This is a genomic window from Streptomyces platensis, assembly GCF_008704855.1.
Taxonomy (GTDB): Bacteria; Actinomycetota; Actinomycetes; order Streptomycetales; family Streptomycetaceae; genus Streptomyces; species Streptomyces platensis.
This window is the reverse complement of record NZ_CP023691.1, coordinates 7,814,661-7,831,824: the sequence shown is the minus strand read 5'-3', so window position 1 is coordinate 7,831,824 and position 17,164 is coordinate 7,814,661. Positions and strand designations below refer to the sequence as shown.

The window sequence follows — 17,164 nt, the reverse complement described above, 5'->3', positions numbered from 1 at the left end:
CGCCCCAGGAGAGACCCCGCCATGGCCACCGTCCCCCTCACCCGGGACCCCACCGACCGCCACGACCGCATCCGCGACATCAGCCGCGCCGTCCGCGCCAAGCTCCGGCAACCCACCCCCCTCAGCCGGGAGTCCTACGCCCTGCTGCTGATCCTGGCAGTTGCCGCGGTGCTCTACACCTGGGCCATCGGGCGTACCGGGGTGCACCCGTACTACAGCGCGGCCGTGCGGTCGATGGCAGCGGACTGGCACGCCTTCGTCTTCGGCGGGCTCGACCCGAGCGGCTCGATCAGCCTGGACAAGATCCCCGGAGCGCTGTGGCCGCAGGCCCTTTCCGTCCGGATCCTCGGGCCGTACAACTGGGCGGCAGTACTGCCGCAGGTGCTGGAGGGCCTCCTCGCCGTCTGGGCGCTGCACCGGATCGTGCGTGCCTGGGCCGGGCCGTTGGCAGGGCTGCTGGCCGCGCTGGCACTCACCCTCACCCCGGTCACCGTCGCGCTCAACCGGCACAACATCCCCGACACCCTGCTCGTCCTGCTGCTGGTCCTGGCGGCGGGGTCGCTGCAGAAGGCCGTCCGTACCGGGAGACTGCTGCCGCTGCTCTTCTGCGGGGCATGGGTGGGACTGGCCTTCCAGGCCAAGATGCTCCAGGCCTGGCTCGTCCTGCCGGTCTTCGCCGCGGTGTACCAGTTCGCAGCGCCCGGCCCCTGGTGGGACCGGGCCCGGCGGCTGCTGCTCGCCGGGTTCACCGCACTCGTCGTCTCCTGCTCCTGGCTGCTGCTGGTATGGGCCTCCCCCGCCGCGAACCGTCCCTACCTCGACGGAACCAGCAACAACAACCCCTTCACCCTGGTCTTCGGCTACAACGGGCTGAGCCGCTTCGGCCACGACCCGCAGGCGCTGGGCGCCGTCGCCGGGACCGCCGCCAGCCGCACCAGCGGGAACACGGGGTGGAGCATGGTGGTCAACCATGACGTGGGCCCGCAGATCGCCTGGCTCCTGCCGCTCGCCGTGCTGGCCTTGGCGCTGGGCGTGTGGTGGCGCGCCGGACGACCGCGCACCGACGGGCCGCGGGCCGGGTTCCTGCTCTGGGGCGGCTGGCTGGTGATGCACCTCGTGGTCTTCAGCAACTCCAACGGCAACCACGGCTACTACACGGCCGTACTGGCCCCGGCCCTCGCCGCGCTGACCGGTGGCGGAATCGCGCTCTTCCGGTCCGAGTACCGCGCCGGCGGCCGACGCCGGGCGGCGCTGCCCGTCGCTGTCGGGCTCACGGCACTGTGGGCCGCGGTCATCGACGGCCCGCACAGCGAATTCGCGCCCTGGCTGCTGCCGGTGGTGCTGATGCTCGGCCTGTGCGGGACCGTCGGACTGTGGACCAGCGGGCCCCGCACCACACGAGCGGCCATGCACAGCGCCCTGGCGGCGTCGCTGGCGGCCGTACTCCTCGCGCCGGCCGTCTGGGCCGCCTCCTGCCTGAACCCGCGCTACCCCGGCTCACCGATCGAACCCCTGGCCGGCCCCGTCGGCCCCGGCTTCCACGGTACGCACCATCACCGGGCCAAGGTCCTCCGGAACCCCTTGAACACACCGTCCGCACGGGACACCGCACTGCTGGACTACCTCTCCGCGCACCGTTCCGGGGAGAAGTACCTGCTCGCCACCCAAGCCGCGTACGGCGCCGAGCCCCTGCTGCGCGCCACCCCCCAACCCCTCCTGGTCATGGGCGGCTTCACCGGCCTGACCCCCTATCCGACCGCACCACGGCTCAGGGACCTGGTCTCCGCCCACCAACTGCGCTACGCCCTCCTCACCACGCGCCGACCGTCCACTCCGGCGTCGGTCTGGGTGAAGAAAAGCTGCACCCCCGTCTCCCCGAGCGCCTACGGTCAGCTCTCGGACGGAAGCTTCACCCTCTACGACTGCGCTGGAGCCACATGACCTCCTCCCACGGCGAGTTCCGCGGCCCACACACTCACGGACCGCGACGGCTCCCGTACGCAGGGGGCTGCATCGTCACTCCGCATCCGGGACAGACGACGGCTTCGCCCCCTCGCTGATGGGGCGTCATCTACGTCGGCCCAAGGCCCGGCAACCGCCGCACGTTGCCGGGCCCTCTCTGTGTGACGACGCAGGAATGGTGGGTCCGGGGTCAGACCGCCAGGCCCGAGCACATTGCGCAGATTGTGTACCGCCAGGGTCTGCTGGACGACGATCACCTGGCTCGCCGCAATCCGCGGCGTGGTGTCCCCTTCCGCGGCCCCGGTGATCTCGGCGAATGCCGCACTGAGACTGTCTTCCATCCGCCCGCTCTGCTCCATCATGCGCAGTCGCAGGCGAGGAGAGCCGAGAACCATTCGCTGGAAAGCGATGTACTCCGCCCGGTCGTTGAGGCCGGTGATCGCTTCCCGCGCGCTGAGGCCGGCCAGGAAGTGGCGGCGCAGCGCAGCGAGTGGGGTCACCGTCACACAAGGACCACCGTTACCCGATGGAGGCCATCTCGCACGGTGAGGTGATGCCCTCTGTTGAGCACCGCCACCTGACGCCGGCCGGACCACAGGGAAAACCACGCCCCGACACATTCTCGAAGCCGGCCCACCCCCACACCGTGACAACGCCTCCAAAGGCGTTTGGGGTCAGGGTGCGGACCCGAGCACCTCCTGCTGTGCGCGCCGCAGCTCGTGCGAGGGGCCCAGGCCAAGTTCGTCGCGCAGGAGGACACGGGCTTCCTGGTAGGCGTGCAGCGCCTCGACCCGGCGCCCGGCCTTGTTCAGGACCCGGACAAGCTGGGTGTGGAACCACTCGTTGAAGGGATACTCCATCACCAACGACCGTAGCTCGGTGATCAGATCGCGGTAGCGCTCCAGGTCCATGGCGGCTCGTACGGATAGCTCCTGGGTGGAGACGCGCTTCTCCTGCAAGTTGCTGACGTAGTCCTGTAGCACACGCCCGCAGGGTATGTCCGCGAGCGGGCTGCCGCGCCACACCCGAAGCGCCGCCTGCGTCCAGCGCGCCGTGCCCTCGGCGTCTCCGGCCGTGCTGCAGGCGTGGGCGCGGTCGGCCAACCGCTCGAAATTGTGGACATCCAGGGATCCCTCGGGGACGCTGAGCACATAGCCGGGCCGGGCGGTGACGATGATCCGTTCTCCGCATTCCTCGCCGAGTTCGACAACGAAATCCTTGCGCAGTTGGTAGATGTACGTCTGGGCCGTGGTGACGGCGGTGCGCGGGGCGTGGTCGCCCCATAGTTCGTCGATGATGGATTCCAGCGTGACGATCTGGTTCGCCCGCATCACCAACAGAGCGAGAACCTGCTTCACCTTGGGAGCGCTTGGTGTGTAAGCCAGTCGTTCGTTGGCTACTTGGATAGGGCCGAGCACCTTGAATTCCATCGCCTCTCCTGCCTTCGCTGGATTGCCATGGCCACATGCGACCAAACCGGTCAGACGGTAACCAGTGGCGGGAGAGGGTTCCAAGGGAGGGGAACGGAAGTGACGTAGGGGCCGGGTAAGGCGGGGCGCACACTGCTACCTTGGAGGAGGTTTCCGTTCCCCCCTGCCCTCGTCGTCGCGCGACCCGTTCTCGTCCCCGCACCTGTCTGTGCGCTCGTCCCTGTGATTGCCGTTCGGGACGGCTGGGAGTTCAGGAGCTAGGAGCCCAGGGGCCCGGGGTGCGGTCACCGACCCTTTTCCCCACCCGGGCGTTGCCGTCAGGCTTCCTGGCTCTGCGGGCTACCCCCCGCCGCTGCACCGCTGTCGCTCTCCTGCGCGGTGGGCGCCTCCTGTGTCCCGTCCGGCAACTCGCGCAGGAACCACGTCAGGACGAACCCGGCCAACAACACCGCGCCGCTGACGAGGTACATGATGTGGAAGCCGTGGGCGAAGGACTCCATGACAGGGTGCGCCAAGCGGGAGTCGATGCCCTGCAGGAAAGAGGTGTCGTTCAAATCGATCTTCGAGCCGTTCCCTGATGCGACCACCTGCAGGAAGTGGTGGTTGGCGGGGTTGGCGGCCATCGCAGGATCGTCGATCAGCCGGGAGAAGGCGGGGCTGTTCCACAGGTCGGCCAGGCGTGCGATGACCGCCCCGAACATCACCGAGAACAGCACCGCGATCCCGGTCGAGCCGCCGATCTGGCGGCACAGCCCGGAGGCGGCATTGGCCACGCCCAGCTCGCTCTTGGGCGCCGCGTTCTGTATGGCGAGGGTGATGACCGTCTGGGACAGGCCGATGCCCACGCCCAGCCACAAGACGATCAGGGTGAGGCCCCACATCGGCGTGGAGACGTCGGACGTGGACAGCGCCATCAGCGCGCCCGCCATGCAGCCCAGGCCCACGATCGCCTGCTTCTTGAACTTCCCCGACGCGGAGATGAGTTTGCCGGAGACCACCTGCGAGGCGATGGTGCCCACCATGAACGGGATCACCACCAACCCGGCCTCGGAGGGGGTGCGGCCCTGCACCATCTGCAGGAAGAGCGGCAGGGTCGTGACCGTACCGAAAATACCCACGCCGATGGTGAAGTTGATGGTTGAGCACAGGGCGATCCCGCCGCGCCTGAAGAGCCGGAGCGGCAGTACGGCCTCCGCACCCCGGCGCAGTTCGACCGGGATGAACAGCGCGAGCCCGGCCACACTCAGCGCGAACATCGCCAGGGAGACGGGGGCACCCCAGCCCCATGCCCGGCCCTGCTCGGCCACGACCAACAGGGGTACGAGGAACAGCGCCAGCGCCACCGCGCCCAGCACGTCGATGCGGTGCTCGCGCCGCTCGTGCGGCAGGTCGAGCGCGCGGCGCACGGTGACCAGCGCCAGCGCGCCCAGCGGCACATTGAGCAGGAAGACCCAGCGCCAGCCGTCGATGCCGAGGACCTCCCCGGCCTCCGCGAAGGCGCCGCCGGCCAACGGGCCGACGATGCTCGCCGCGACCCAGGCCATCTGCAGATACGCGAAGTAGCGCCCACGCTCGCGCACCGGGGCGAGATCAGCCACCACGGCCGTCGGCAGCGACATCAGCCCGCCGCCGCCCAGTCCCTGTACCGCGCGGAAGAGCGCCAGCGTCACCATCGAGTCGGCCATACCGCTCAGCAGTGAGCCCACGACGAAGACGACGATGGCGATGAGGTACATGGGCTTGCGCCCATAGATGTCGGAGAGCTTGCCATAGAAGGGCATCGCCAGCACCGAGGCGATCAGATACGCCGTGGTGGCCCAGGCCTGCTCGGTCTGGCCGTGCAGCTGGTCCGCGATGGTGCGCATCGCGGTGGCGATGACGGTCTGGTCCAGGGCCGCGAGAAACACCGCCACTAACAGTCCCGACATGGCCGTCATGATCTGCCGGTGTGTAAGCCCACCGCCGTCCGCTCCCGCCGCAGCGGGAGTGGAGCGCGGATTCGTGGATGACAAGGTTCCTCACTTTCCGTGGTCGGCGGGGCTCCGGTGCTCGACAAGCCCTTGTCGAGCACCGAGCGTAGCCAAGGATCGAGACTTCGACAAGCTCTTGTCATTTTCGACACCGCCGGCACATACTCTGAGGCCATGGATTCGTCAACACCCGAAGCGGACACCCTTGTCGAGGTAACCGCCGAGGTCTTCGCGGTCAATGGCCGGCTGCTGCGCGCGGGAGACCGGCTCTCCGCCAGCGCCGGGCTCACGTCGGCCCGCTGGCAGGTGGCCGGTCTGCTGTTGGACGGCCCCTCCACCGTCGCCGGGCTCGCTCGCGAGCGCGGGCTGCGCCGCCAGGCAGTCCAGCAGACCGTCGACCGGCTGCGGGCCGAGGGCATCGTCACCACCAGCCCTAACCCCCAGGACCAGCGCAGTCCCCTGGTCGAACTGACCGACCGCGGCAGACAGGCACTGGACGATCTGCTTCCCCTGGAGCGGCAGTGGCTCCACCAGCTCACCTCAGGCATCGCCCACGACGACCTGCGCACCACGGCCCTCGTCCTGCGCCGGCTGCGGGAGAAGCTCGACGCCCAGCTGGACGAGAGCCCCACCGCCCCGCACCAGGGCCACTGACCCCACCGCCCCGCGCCCGTGCTCCTCAGGCGCCCGGGGCCCGCACGCTGCCCCAAGCCGCCTCCAAAGCGGCTTGAACACGGCGGGTCACTCTGGCCTCGACGCGCCCTTGCCACCTCGTGGCCCCGGGCGTGACGACGGCTAAGGAGACGCAGTGTCCAAGACACATGACGCTCGACGCGTCGTGATCACGGGTATCGGCGTGGTGGCCCCGGGCGACGTGGGCACCAAACCATTCTGGGAGATGCTCACGGCGGGGCGAACCGCCACCGGCACCATCTCCTCATTCGACGCCTCGCCGTTCCGCTCCCAGGTGGCGGCCGAGTGCAACTTCGATCCGGCGGCCGAGGGCCTGAGCCAGCGGCAGATCCGGGCCTGGGACCGCACCACCCAGTTCGCGTACGTGGCTGCGCGGGAGGCGCTGGAGGACAGCGGGATATCCGGCGAGACGGACCCGCTGCGCACCGGCGTCATGGTGGGCACCGCCTGCGGCATGACGATGAGCCTGGACCGCGAGTACGCGGTGGTCAGTGACGAGGGGCGGCTGTGGGAGGTGGACCCCGCCCACGGAGCCCCGTATCTGTACGACTACTTCCTGCCCTCCTCCATGGTCAGGGAGATCGCCTGGCTGGCCGGGGCCGAGGGCCCGGCGGGGGTGGTCTCTGCGGGCTGCACCTCGGGGATCGACGTGGTCACCCACGCCACGGACCTGATCCGCGACGGCGCGGCGGAGGTGATGGTCACCGGGGCCTCGGACGCGGCGATCTCACCGATCACCGTGGCCTGCTTCGACGCGATCAAGGCCACCACCCCGCGCAACGACGAGCCGGAGACGGCCTCCCGCCCCTTCGACCGCACCCGCAACGGCTTTGTCCTCGGCGAGGGCGCTGCCTTCTTCGTCCTGGAGGAACTCGGCCACGCGCAACGCCGCGGGGCCCGGGCATACGCGGAGATCGCCGGGCACGCCGCGCGCTGCAACGCGTACAGCATGACGGGCCTGCGTTCGGACGGTAAAGAGATGGCCGACGCCATCCGCGCGGCCCTGGACCGGGCGCGGATGGACCCGACAGACATCGACTACGTCAACGCCCATGGCTCGGCGACCAAACAGAACGACCTCCACGAGACGGCGGCGCTCAAGCGAAGCCTGGGCGAGCATGCCTATGCCACCCCGGTTAGCTCGATCAAGTCGATGATCGGCCACTCGCTCGGCGCGATCTGTGCACTGGAGGTGGCCGCCAGCGCACTGACCATCGAGCACTCGGTGATCCCGCCGACCGCCAACCTCCACGAGCCGGACCCCGCCCTGGACCTGGACTATGTTCCGCTGCGGGCCAGGGAAGCCCAGGTGGACAGCGTGCTGTCGGTGGCCAGCGGCTTCGGCGGATTCCAGAGCGCGATCGTGCTCACCGGACCGGGGAGGACGCAGTGAGCGGCCGCACCGCCCCCGCCCCGGCCCCCACGGCCTCCGGCATGACGCCCGCTCTCGCGGCCGCGCCACCCGCCGTAGTCACGGGACTTGGCGTCATCGCCCCTAACGGCACAGGCACCGAGGAGTACTGGCGCGCAATGCTTCGCGGCGAGAGCGGGATCGGCCGGATCACCCGGTTCGACCCGTCCCCCTACGCCGCCACGCTCGCCGGCGAGGTGAAGGGCTTTGAGCCCAAGAAACACCTGCCCAACAGGCTGCTGCCGCAGACCGACCCGATGACCCGACTCGCGCTGGTGGCCGCCGAGGAGGCGCTGGCCGACGCGGACCTGGATCCCCGGCAGCTGCCCGAGTACGCGGCCGGGGTGGTCACGGCCGCGTCCGGCGGAGGCTTCGAGTTCGGCCAGCGGGAGCTGGAGGCGCTGTGGAGCCGGGGCGGCGACCACGTCAGCGCCTACCAGTCGTTCGCGTGGTTCTACCCCGTCAACTCCGGTCAGATATCGATCCGTCACGGGATGCGTGGTCCCGGTGGGGCTCTGGTGGCCGAGCAGGCCGGAGGGCTGGACGCGGTGGCCAAGGCCCGCCGCCATGTGCGCGACGGCACGTCGATGATGGTCACCGGCGGGGTGGACGGGGCGCTGTGCCCCTGGGGCTGGCTGTGCCAGACCCGTTCGGGAGGGCTGTCCCCGCACGCCGATCCACGCCGTGCCTATCTCCCTTTCTCCACCCATGCCAGTGGCTATGTGCCCGGCGAGGGCGGGGCGATGCTGGTCCTGGAAGACGCCCACTCGGCCGCCGAGCGCGGCGCGGTCCACGTCTACGGGGGCATCGCCGGCTATGCCGCCACCTTCGACCCCCGCCCCGGGTCCGGGCGCCCTCCCGGGCTGCGCCGCGCCATCCAACTGGCCCTCGCTGATGCCGCATTGAGTGCGGACGCCATCGACGTGGTCTTCGCCGACGCCATGGGACTGCCCGAGGCGGACGCGGTGGAGGCCAAGGCGCTGGCCGACGAGTTCGGGCCGCGCGGCGTGCCGGTGACCGCACCCAAGACGATGACCGGGCGGCTGCTGGCGGGCGGCGCCTCGCTTGATCTGGCGACCGCACTGCTGTCGCTGCGCGACCAGGTGATTCCGCCGACGGTCAATGTGCACGACCGGGCGACGCCGCATGCGCTGGACCTGGTGACCGGCGGTCCGCGCGCGGCGGAACTGAACTGCGCCCTGGTACTGGCGCGTGGGCACGGCGGCTTCAACTCGGCGATGGTGGTACGCCGCACGGCGTGACCCCATGGCCGCTGCCGCCCCCGCTCGCGTACAGACCAGACCTCCGGTACGGGCCACGGCCACGCACAGCGAATCCCACCCTCACCACCGCTGACGAAAGGAACACCACTCATGACCTCCCTGACTCTCGACGACCTGCTGACCCTGCTGCGCGAGTGCGCGGGCGAGGACGAGTCCGTCGACCTGGACGGCGATGTCCTCGACCTCCCCTTCGACAACCTCGGCTATGACTCACTGGCCCTTCTCAACACCGTCGGCCGCATCGAGCGCGACTACGGCGTCCGCCTGGGCGACGACGCGCTGGAAAGCGCAGGTACACCGCGCGAGCTGATCGAGATGACCAACGCGGCGCTCGCCGGCTCCCGGCGGCCCGCGCCCGGCGCCGCGCGGGAGAAGTGAGAGGCTGACACATGTGCGGAGTCACGGGATGGGTCGACTTCGAACGGGATCTCTCGTCCGAACACGCGACGGCCGGGGCCATGACCCGGACCATGGCCTGCCGCGGCCCGGACGACGAGGGGCTGTGGCTGGGCAGGCACGCGGCGCTCGGCCACCGCAGGCTTGCGGTCATCGACCCGGAACACGGCCGCCAGCCGATGCACACCACTGCGGGCGACGGCTCAGCGGTGGTCATCACCTTCAGCGGAGAGATCTACAACTTCCGTGAGTTGCGAGCCGAGTTGGCCTCCTACGGGCACCGGTTCCATACCCACTGCGACACCGAGGTGGTACTGCGCGGCTACGTCCAGTGGGGCCGTGGCCTGGCCGAGCGACTCAACGGCATGTACGCCTTCGCCGTCTGGGACGAGGCGCGCGAGGAACTGCTGCTGGTGCGCGACCGGATGGGTGTCAAACCGCTCTACTACCACCCCACCCCGCACGGGGTGCTCTTCGGTTCCGAGCCCAAGGCCGTCCTCGCCCACCCGTCGGTGACCCCTCGGGTGACGGCGGATGGCCTGTGCGAGGTGCTGGACATGGTCAAAACGCCCGGGCGGACGGTGTTCTCCGGGATGTACGAGGTGCGGCCCGGCGAACTGGTCGTGGTCGGGAGCACCGGCCTTACCCGCCGTACGTACTGGAAGCTGGAAGCCCACGAACACCCCGACGATCTCAACACCACCATCGCCACCGTGCGCGACCTGCTGGCGGACACGGTCACCCGCCAGCTGGTCTCCGATGTCCCGCTGTGCACGCTGCTGTCGGGCGGTCTGGACTCCTCGGCGGTGACCGCCCTCGCAGCGAGAGGACTCCGCGCGGATGGGAAGGGCCCCGTGCGGACCTTCTCCGTCGACTTCACCGGCGCCGGCTCCGAATTCGAGCCGGATGCCGTGCGCAAGGGCACGGACGCGCCATTCGTCCGGGAGATGGTGCGGCATGTGGGCGCCGACCACACCGCAGTCCTCCTGGACAGCGACCGCCTGGCCGCCTCTGCCGTGCGCGACGCGGTGCTCGCGGCCACCGATCTTCCTCCCGCCTACTGGGGCGACATGTGGCCCTCCCTCTATCTCTTCTTCCAGCAGGTGCGCAGGCACTGCACGGTGGCGTTGTCCGGCGAGGCGGCCGACGAACTCTTCGGCGGATACCAGTGGTTCCACCGTCGGGCCGCCGTCCAGGCCGACACCTTTCCCTGGCTGACCTCCGGCTCGGCCCGCTACTTCGGCGGCCGCGGGCTGTTCGACAGAACGCTGCTCGACAAACTGGACCTGCCCGGCTACCAGCGGGCCCGGTACGAGGAGGCCCGCGACGAGGTTCCGGTATTACCCGGAGAGAACGAGCGGGAGCGCACACTGCGCCGGGTGTCGTATCTCAACCTGACCCGCTTCGTGCAGACCCTCCTGGACCGCAAGGACCGGATGAGCATGGCCACCGGACTGGAGGTGCGGGTGCCGTTCTGCGACCACCGCCTGGTGGAGTACGTCTTCAATGTGCCCTGGGAGACGAAGACCTTCGATGGCCGGGAGAAGAGCCTGCTACGGGCCGCGGCAACCGATCTGCTGCCGCACTCGGTCCTCACCCGGGTCAAGACGCCCTACCCCGCCACCCAGGATCCGGCGTACGAACGGCTGCTGCGCCAGGAGCTGGCGGACGTGCTGGCCGACGGAGAGGCCCCCATAAGGGAGTTGCTGGATCTGGAGAAAGCCGGAGACGTGCTGCGGCGTCCGGTAGGCGCCGTCAGCCGCCCCTACGATCGCGGCAGTATGGAGCTGGTGCTGTGGATGAACACCTGGTTGAGCACGTACAACATCCGGCTGGAGCTGTGAAACCCGGTGCCGGTCGCCCCGCCGAGGTGTACGCGGATGTGTGCATCGTCGGCGGCGGCCCGGCCGGGCTGACCCTGGCGCTGCTGATGCTGCGCTCGGGCGCGCGGGTCGCGCTCGTCGAACGCAGCCGCTCGCTGGAGCGCGAGTACCGCGGGGAGATCCTCCAGCCCGGCGGGCAAGAGCTCCTGGCCACGCTCGGCGTCCTTGAGGGGGCCCGCGAGCGTGGATGTCACGAACACGACGGTTTCCGTCTGGAGGAACACGGCAGGGTCCTGATCGACGGGAACTACCGCCGGCTGCCGGGGACGTTCAACTGTCTGCTCAGCCTCCCCCAGCGGCATCTGCTGACCGAGCTGCTGCGCCGCTGCCAGGCCCATCCGGGCTTTGTCAGTCTGACCGGCACCAGGGTCAACGGGCTGGTGGAGGAGGCGTCCGCGGTCCGCGGGGTGGTCTGTTCCGGTACGGGGAGCGAGCCGGACACGCGCGTCGTGCGCGCGGCATGTGTGGTGGGGGCGGACGGACGGTACTCCACCGTGCGCCGCCTCGCCCGGATCCCTTACGACCGGGTGGAACTCTTCGACCAGGACGTGCTCTGGTTCAAACTCGCCGCCCGCGCCACCCGCACGGTGCGGATCTTCCGCGCCGGAGGCAGCCCTGTGCTGGCCTACACCTCCTTCCCCGACCAGGTTCAGCTGGGCTGGACCCTGCCGCACCGCGGCTACCGGGAGCTGGCATCCCGCGGTTTCGGAGAAGTCAAGGACCGGATCCGCGCCGCGGTGCCCGAGTACGCGGACGCCGTCGAAGAGCAGATCGGCGGCTTCAAGGATCTCTCCCTGCTGGACGTGTTCGCGGGCAGTGCACGGCAGTGGGCGCGGGACGGCCTGCTGCTGATCGGGGACAGCGCACACACCCACAGCCCGATCGGCGCCCAGGGCATCAACCTGGCCGTCCAGGACGCGGTCGCGGCCCACCCAGTGCTGTGCGAGGGCCTGCGGCGGCGCGATCTCAGCGCCCGCATGCTGGCTCCCCTGGTCGCCCAACGGCAAGACGAAACAGGGAAGATGACGAGGTTGCAGGTGATGCAGAGCAGGATGATGCTCTCCAGCGGCCGCCTCTCCGGCTTCGTCAGGCCCAAGGCCGCGCTGCTGGTCTCACGCACGCCCGCCTACCGCTCAGTGCTGCGACGCATCGCCTACGGCGACCGTGGTGTGGCGGTCCGCTCGGATCTCTTCCACGAGACCGAGACCGGTCCTGCCTGATCCCCGTCCCAACCTGCCCGCACCTGTCCGGTTCTCTTCAACCCAGCTTCCTCTATGGATGCGGAGGGTACGGGAAGCCCCCGGCCGCATGTTCTGCGGCCGGGGGTTTCTCCTACATGCAGTCGGTACCTCAGCGTTACGCCTGGACCCTGCTCTCGAACAGGTGGAGATACGAGTTGACCGGCCGGACCGACTCCAGCTGCAGACCCGCCTCCTGGATGAGGGCGCTGAGCCCGGCCTTGGTGTGCTTACGGCCGCCCACGTTGAGCAGCAGCATCAGGTCCATCGCCGTAGTGAAACGGGCCTCGGGGCTGCCGTCGACGAGGTTCTCCATGACCACCACCCGCGCCCCTGCCGGGGCCGCCTCGGCCACGTTCCGCAAGGTGCGCACCGTGCTCTCATCGTCCCACTCCAGAATGTTCTTCAGCAGGTACAGATCGGCGCCCTCGGGGACCGTACGACGGCAGTCGCCCGGCACCAGCCGCGCCCGGCCGGCAAGCGAACCGCCGTCGCGCAGCCGCGGGTCGGCGTCGGCCACCACCTCGGGCAGGTCGAAGAGGGTACCGCGCAGGCCGAGGTGCTTCTCCAACAGCGTGGCCAGCACCATGCCCTGGCCACCCGCGATGTCCACGATCTCCCGCGCGCCGTCGATCGTGACCACCTCTGCGATGGCCCGTGCGGACAGGATGCTCGACTGCGTCATGGCCTTGTCAAAGACCTCGGATGACTCCCGGGCCTCCTCTGTGTGCAGCCAGGAGAAGAACTCGCTGCCGTACAGTCCGGCAAAGACCTCCTTGCCGGTGCGCACCGCCTCCTCCAGGTGAGGCCACAGCGCCCAGGTCCACGGTTCGGTGGCCCACAGGGCGGAGTAGCGCAGGCTGCGCGGAGCGTCCTCGCGCAGCAGCCGCGAGGTCTCGGTGTGTCGGAACCGCCCGTCGGGCAGCTCGGCGAAGATGCCATGCGCGGCCAGGGCACGCAGCAGCCTTGCCAGGGCGTGGGCATCGGCGTCGACGGTGGCGGCGAGGGCCTGCGCGGTAGCGGGCTCGTCGCCGAGGGCGTCGGCCACGCCCAGACGGGCCGCGGCCCGGACGGCCGCGGCACAGGCGGCGCTGAGCGCGAGCTCGCGCAGCTGCATGACGGCGGGCGGGAGCACGGTTCCGGGAGTGCCGGCGGCGCCGGAGGTGCCGGGCGTACCAGGGGTATCGGTCGCACCGGACATACGGGCTGTGCTGGTCACGGATGAATTCCCTTCGTTCGTGGGGTTGCCAGGCATGCGATGCGTGAAAGGCGGGCTAGGGGGTGGCTGCGTGGGTGGTGACCAGCGTGTACGGGGCGGGGTCGGCACTCGCCAGCTTCTGCACTTGGCGTACCGCAACAAGGAACTCCTCGGTACGCGCGGCACGTTGGTGGTCGGCGGCGTGCTCCCACTCAGCCACCTCCACGTAGACCTTGGGGTCCTTGCCTGAGTGGTAGAGGCGGTGGGAGCGGAAACCGGGCTGCTGGGACATATGGGCCGTGATGTCCGCCAGCCGCCGTTCGAACTCCTCGGTGCCGCCTTCGACGGTGAACCGGTTGATGAAAGTGAACATGCGCATTCCCTTCTGCTGGGTGGTGAGTTGAGAGGGGAGGTGATGAGATGAGATGCGGCGATCACGCCGTCAGGCCGAGTCGCGCCGCGCGAGGGTGGCGTTCCGCAGCTCGCGACGCTGGACCTTGCCCGTGGGCGAGCGGGGAATCTGCCCGACCACGTCGCAGTACTTGATGTGCTGGTAGTAGGGCAGTTGATCGTTGGCGAACCGCGTGATGGCAGCGACCACGTCGACGGATGCGGAGGCTGCGGCTTCGACTGCCGGTCCGCCTTCGACCCCGCCGTCCGGGTTCCTGAGAACCACCAGTGCATGCGCCACGGCCCCGCTGAACTCGTCCGGGTGGTCGAAGACCGCGCAGTCGGCAACCGCGGGGCTACGCAGCAGCACGTTCTCGATCTCCAGCGGCGACACCAGCCAGTTGTCGCACTTGAAGACGTCCTTTACGCGATCGACGACGAACAGCCGACCGTCTGCATCCGCATAGCCGATGTCCCCGGTGGAGAACCAACCGTCCGGAGCCACGACCTGCGCGGAGCGCCCCAGATATCCCTTCATCAACTGTGGTCCACTGACCTGGATCTCACCGCGCTCACCCACCGGCAGCACCGCCCGGGTCTCCAGGTCCACGATCCGGCACCGGGTGCCGGGGACAGGTGGCCCCGAGGAGCCCGTGACCGGGTGGTCCAGGCTGTCGAAGTGGGTGGACGGCGAGGTCTCGGCGAGCCCGTACCCCTGGATGACCGGGACACCGAAGTGCCCACCCAGGATGTCGGCGGTACGGGCGGGCAGCGCTGAACCTCCGGAGAGCACCGCCCGCAGTGTGGGCACGGCCAGACCGGACAGGCTAGGGTGCACGGCCAGCCGGGAGAGCCGAACCGGCAGACTGTAGAGGTGTGTTGCCCCGCGCCGGGCCGCCTCCCGCACCGCCTGCTCGCCGTCGTCCCCAGGGCACAGGATGTGGGTCGCTGCGACGGTGACCGCGATGTTGAGATGCATCAGGTGGAAGGTCGGCAGGTGGTTCAGTAGGACGGAGTCCTCGGTCAGCCGGTGGGCGTGGGCTGTCTGGGCCGCGTTCACTGTCAGGTTCCGGTGGGTGAGCATCACCGTCTTGGGGGCGCCCGTGGTGCCGCTGGTGAACTGCAGATTGGCCACTGCCCCGGCGTCGGTGGCCACCGCCGGCACCACGGGCGCGGCGCGGTCGATCAGCTCGGCGAGGGTGGGCACGTGGTCGTTGTCCACGCGCTCCTCGCCTTCCGCCTCCCGGTGGGTGAGCACCACCGTGCGTAGGGAGGGCAGGTGTGGGCGGACCGCCTGGATACGTGCGTACATGGCGGGCGGCACGATCACGACCCGGGTGCCCGAGGACTTCAGTACGTGCTCCAGGCGCTCCTCGCGCAGCAGCGGATTGAACATGGCACTGACCAGCCCGGCCCGGGCGGCGCCGAAGTATGCCAGCGCAAAGGGCAGATCGAGTACCGCGGCGATACCGATCACCGTGTCGGGGCCGGGCTCACCGGCCAGGGTCCGCAGCGCGGCGGCGCACCGGGTCACCCGCTCGTCCAGGGCGGCATAGGACAGCTCTCCCGATTGGCCGGCCAGCGCGAGCCGTTCGGGGGCGCGCTGAGCGGCGCGCCGCAACAGATCGTCAATGCGGGGGCCGCCCACGAGGTGGTCGATGCTCTCCAGAGGAGCGCCCGTAGCGGTGCTGTCGCCCGCACGGCCGATTCCACTGTTGCACTCCGGGATTCCTGTGCCGTTCCCTTCCTGATCAGGCCCCGGGTTCCCTTTCGATATGGCGTACGTCACCGCAGATCGTCCCTTCGGACCTCGCGACGGCGGACGCGCAGTCCGCCTTCCTCCCGGACCAGCACGTCATCACACGTGGTGCTCAGGTGTACGGCCGCCTGGCCGCCGCGCGGAGTGCTGAGGATCAAGGCGTACGTCCGGGCGTGCACGGTTCCGTCGGGGTGCTCGTCGGCCTCCAGCATGCCCAGCCAGTGGCGGCGTTGGATCCCCTGCTCGGCCAGCTGCTCGGCAGCCTTGCGGGCACCGCCGGCAATGGCTGCACAGCCAACGGACGGCTCGGGATGGGCGTTGGCGGTGAACACCCCGTCGTCGGTGAAGGTCTGTGCCCACTCCTCCACCATGGCCTGGTCCAGGAACCGCATCTGGCGCGCGTAGAAGTGCTGGATCTCCTGATAGAGCGCACTGTCCACGGGAGTTGGCGCCGCGGAGTGCGATGCGGGCTGCTTCGATGGCGACATGGGGTCTCCTCTCCGGCGACCGCGCGTACCGCGGCCACCCGGCGTGAGCGTGACAGCAGCGCTTCGACCCGTCTTAGAGCGGCGAACCGGCGGCCGCCGAGCGCGTCCGGCCCGGCTACGGCCCCAACTGCGCTCGGTTCCAGCTCGAACCTCCGATTGCAGGCTGGTGGCGCGCCATACCCCAGACGAATTCCCGGACAACCGGAGGAGCCTCATGAGCAGTACCACTACTCCCGCCGGCAGCACTCCCCCCACCGCCCTGGTCACCGGCGGTACCAGCGGCATCGGCCTGGCCGTCGCCAAGACCCTGGCCGCCCGCGGGCTTCGGGTGTTCCTGTGCGCCCGCAGCCGCGACGCCGTCGAGACGGTGGTCAAGGACCTGCGGACGCAGGGGTACGAGGTGGATGGCTGCGAGGGGGACGTCCGCTCGCGCGAGTCGGTGGACCGGGTTGTCCGTACGGCCGTCGACCGTTTCGGCACGGTGGGCGTGCTGGTGAACAACGCGGGCCGCAACGGCGGCGGAACCACCTCCACCCTCACCGACGAGCTGTGGTACGACGTGATCGACACCAACCTCAACAGCACCTTCCTGGTCACCCGCGAGGTTCTGACCACCGGAGGGCTGGAGCAGGCCGGGTGGGGGCGCATCATCAACGTCGCCTCCACCGGCGGCAAGCAGGGCGTGCCACTGGGCGCGCCCTACTCGGCGTCCAAGGCCGGAATGATCGGCTTCACCAAGGCCCTCGCCAAGGAACTGGCGCCCTCCGGTGTCACCGTCAACGCGGTGTGTCCGGGGTACGTGGAGACACCGATGGCCGCTCGCGTCCGGCAGGCGTACGCCACCACCTGGCAGACCACCGAGGAAGAAGTGCTCGCCCGCTTCAACGCCAAGATCCCGTTGGGGCGTTACTCCACCCCCGAGGAAGTGGCCGGACTGGTGGGCTATTTGGTGACCGACGAGGCCGCCTCCATCACCGCTCAGGCTCTCAATGTATGTGGAGGGTTGGGCAGTTACTGACCCTTTCCCTACTCCCCTCTTCCCTCTTTTGCGCGCCCTGAGAAA

At 69.6% G+C, this 17,164-nt stretch carries 14 protein-coding genes; 8 read left to right on the top strand and 6 right to left on the bottom strand.

All coding sequences use genetic code 11. The features are described from left to right. Positions 1 to 21 precede the first annotated feature (21 nt). Entirely contained in the window at positions 22 to 1,941 is a 1,920-nt protein-coding gene (locus CP981_RS34540) for an ArnT family glycosyltransferase (protein WP_085922251.1), read from the top strand. Positions 1,942 to 2,636: 695 nt separating this feature from the next. Here CP981_RS34540 and CP981_RS34535 read toward each other — a convergent pair. After that, positions 2,637 to 3,392 carry an AfsR/SARP family transcriptional regulator gene (locus CP981_RS34535; RefSeq protein WP_085922252.1) on the bottom strand — a complete coding sequence of 252 codons (756 nt, stop codon included), beginning with the start codon at positions 3,390 to 3,392 and terminating at the stop codon, positions 2,637 to 2,639. Between the two features lie 317 nt (positions 3,393 to 3,709). Next, positions 3,710 to 5,320: an MDR family MFS transporter gene (locus CP981_RS34530; protein WP_244329927.1), complete on the bottom strand. Its 1,611-nt coding sequence runs from the start codon at positions 5,318 to 5,320 to the stop codon at positions 3,710 to 3,712. 216 nt (positions 5,321 to 5,536) lie between these two features. On the opposite strand from CP981_RS34530, the gene CP981_RS34525 reads away from it, so the two are divergent. The 6 genes from CP981_RS34525 to CP981_RS34500 all read left to right on the top strand — a co-directional run bounded on the left by CP981_RS34525 (position 5,537) and on the right by CP981_RS34500 (position 12,248). Next, a complete protein-coding gene (locus CP981_RS34525; RefSeq protein ID WP_085922254.1) occupies positions 5,537 to 6,016 on the top strand; it encodes a MarR family winged helix-turn-helix transcriptional regulator in 480 nt (159 codons plus the stop codon). A gap of 154 nt (positions 6,017 to 6,170) precedes the next feature. Further along, positions 6,171 to 7,448 (top strand): beta-ketoacyl-[acyl-carrier-protein] synthase family protein, encoded by a 1,278-nt coding sequence (locus CP981_RS34520; RefSeq protein ID WP_085922255.1) that lies wholly within the window; start codon positions 6,171 to 6,173, stop codon positions 7,446 to 7,448. Between the two features lie 41 nt (positions 7,449 to 7,489). Beyond that, a complete protein-coding gene (locus CP981_RS34515; RefSeq protein WP_085922445.1) occupies positions 7,490 to 8,728 on the top strand; it encodes a ketosynthase chain-length factor in 1,239 nt (412 codons plus the stop codon). A 111-nt stretch (positions 8,729 to 8,839) separates the two neighbouring features. Beyond that, positions 8,840 to 9,127 (top strand): acyl carrier protein, encoded by a 288-nt coding sequence (locus CP981_RS34510; RefSeq protein WP_085922256.1) that lies wholly within the window; start codon positions 8,840 to 8,842, stop codon positions 9,125 to 9,127. Between the two features lie 11 nt (positions 9,128 to 9,138). Beyond that, a complete protein-coding gene (asnB, locus tag CP981_RS34505; protein WP_085922257.1) occupies positions 9,139 to 10,989 on the top strand; it encodes an asparagine synthase (glutamine-hydrolyzing) in 1,851 nt (616 codons plus the stop codon). After that, positions 10,986 to 12,248, top strand: a complete 1,263-nt coding sequence (locus tag CP981_RS34500; protein ID WP_085922258.1) for an FAD-dependent monooxygenase — start codon at positions 10,986 to 10,988, stop codon at positions 12,246 to 12,248. Before asnB ends, CP981_RS34500 begins: the two co-directional genes overlap by 4 nt. A gap of 136 nt (positions 12,249 to 12,384) precedes the next feature. Here CP981_RS34500 and CP981_RS34495 read toward each other — a convergent pair whose 3' ends face one another. From CP981_RS34495 to CP981_RS34480, 4 genes are all read right to left on the bottom strand, one after another. Then, positions 12,385 to 13,467 carry a methyltransferase gene (locus tag CP981_RS34495; RefSeq protein WP_085922259.1) on the bottom strand — a complete coding sequence of 361 codons (1,083 nt, stop codon included), beginning with the start codon at positions 13,465 to 13,467 and terminating at the stop codon, positions 12,385 to 12,387. Between the two features lie 73 nt (positions 13,468 to 13,540). After that, positions 13,541 to 13,837 carry an antibiotic biosynthesis monooxygenase family protein gene (locus CP981_RS34490; RefSeq protein WP_085922260.1) on the bottom strand — a complete coding sequence of 99 codons (297 nt, stop codon included), beginning with the start codon at positions 13,835 to 13,837 and terminating at the stop codon, positions 13,541 to 13,543. A 69-nt stretch (positions 13,838 to 13,906) separates the two neighbouring features. After that, the gene (locus CP981_RS34485) at positions 13,907 to 15,502 is read right to left on the bottom strand and encodes a class I adenylate-forming enzyme family protein (protein WP_244329926.1); all 1,596 of its coding nucleotides are present in this window, start codon (positions 15,500 to 15,502) and stop codon (positions 13,907 to 13,909) included. 137 nt (positions 15,503 to 15,639) lie between these two features. Beyond that, a complete protein-coding gene (locus tag CP981_RS34480; RefSeq protein ID WP_085922261.1) occupies positions 15,640 to 16,101 on the bottom strand; it encodes a nuclear transport factor 2 family protein in 462 nt (153 codons plus the stop codon). A 214-nt stretch (positions 16,102 to 16,315) separates the two neighbouring features. On the opposite strand from CP981_RS34480, the gene fabG reads away from it, so the two are divergent. Further along, the gene (gene fabG / locus CP981_RS34475; protein ID WP_085922262.1) at positions 16,316 to 17,119 is read left to right on the top strand and encodes a 3-oxoacyl-ACP reductase FabG; all 804 of its coding nucleotides are present in this window, start codon (positions 16,316 to 16,318) and stop codon (positions 17,117 to 17,119) included. Positions 17,120 to 17,164: the final 45 nt, after the last annotated feature.

Coding starts and splice junctions, on each gene's coding strand:
- CP981_RS34480 (WP_085922261.1), bottom strand. CDS start 16,101: ATGTCGCCATCGAAGCAGCCCGCATCGCACTCCGCGGCGCCAACTCCC.
- CP981_RS34490 (WP_085922260.1), bottom strand. CDS start 13,837: ATGTTCACTTTCATCAACCGGTTCACCGTCGAAGGCGGCACCGAGGAG.
- asnB (WP_085922257.1), top strand. CDS start 9,139: ATGTGCGGAGTCACGGGATGGGTCGACTTCGAACGGGATCTCTCGTCC.
- CP981_RS34515 (WP_085922445.1), top strand. CDS start 7,490: ATGACGCCCGCTCTCGCGGCCGCGCCACCCGCCGTAGTCACGGGACTT.
- fabG (WP_085922262.1), top strand. CDS start 16,316: ATGAGCAGTACCACTACTCCCGCCGGCAGCACTCCCCCCACCGCCCTG.
- CP981_RS34535 (WP_085922252.1), bottom strand. CDS start 3,392: ATGGAATTCAAGGTGCTCGGCCCTATCCAAGTAGCCAACGAACGACTG.
- CP981_RS34540 (WP_085922251.1), top strand. CDS start 22: ATGGCCACCGTCCCCCTCACCCGGGACCCCACCGACCGCCACGACCGC.
- CP981_RS34510 (WP_085922256.1), top strand. CDS start 8,840: ATGACCTCCCTGACTCTCGACGACCTGCTGACCCTGCTGCGCGAGTGC.
- CP981_RS34530 (WP_244329927.1), bottom strand. CDS start 5,320: ATGTCGGGACTGTTAGTGGCGGTGTTTCTCGCGGCCCTGGACCAGACC.
- CP981_RS34495 (WP_085922259.1), bottom strand. CDS start 13,467: ATGTCCGGTGCGACCGATACCCCTGGTACGCCCGGCACCTCCGGCGCC.
- CP981_RS34525 (WP_085922254.1), top strand. CDS start 5,537: ATGGATTCGTCAACACCCGAAGCGGACACCCTTGTCGAGGTAACCGCC.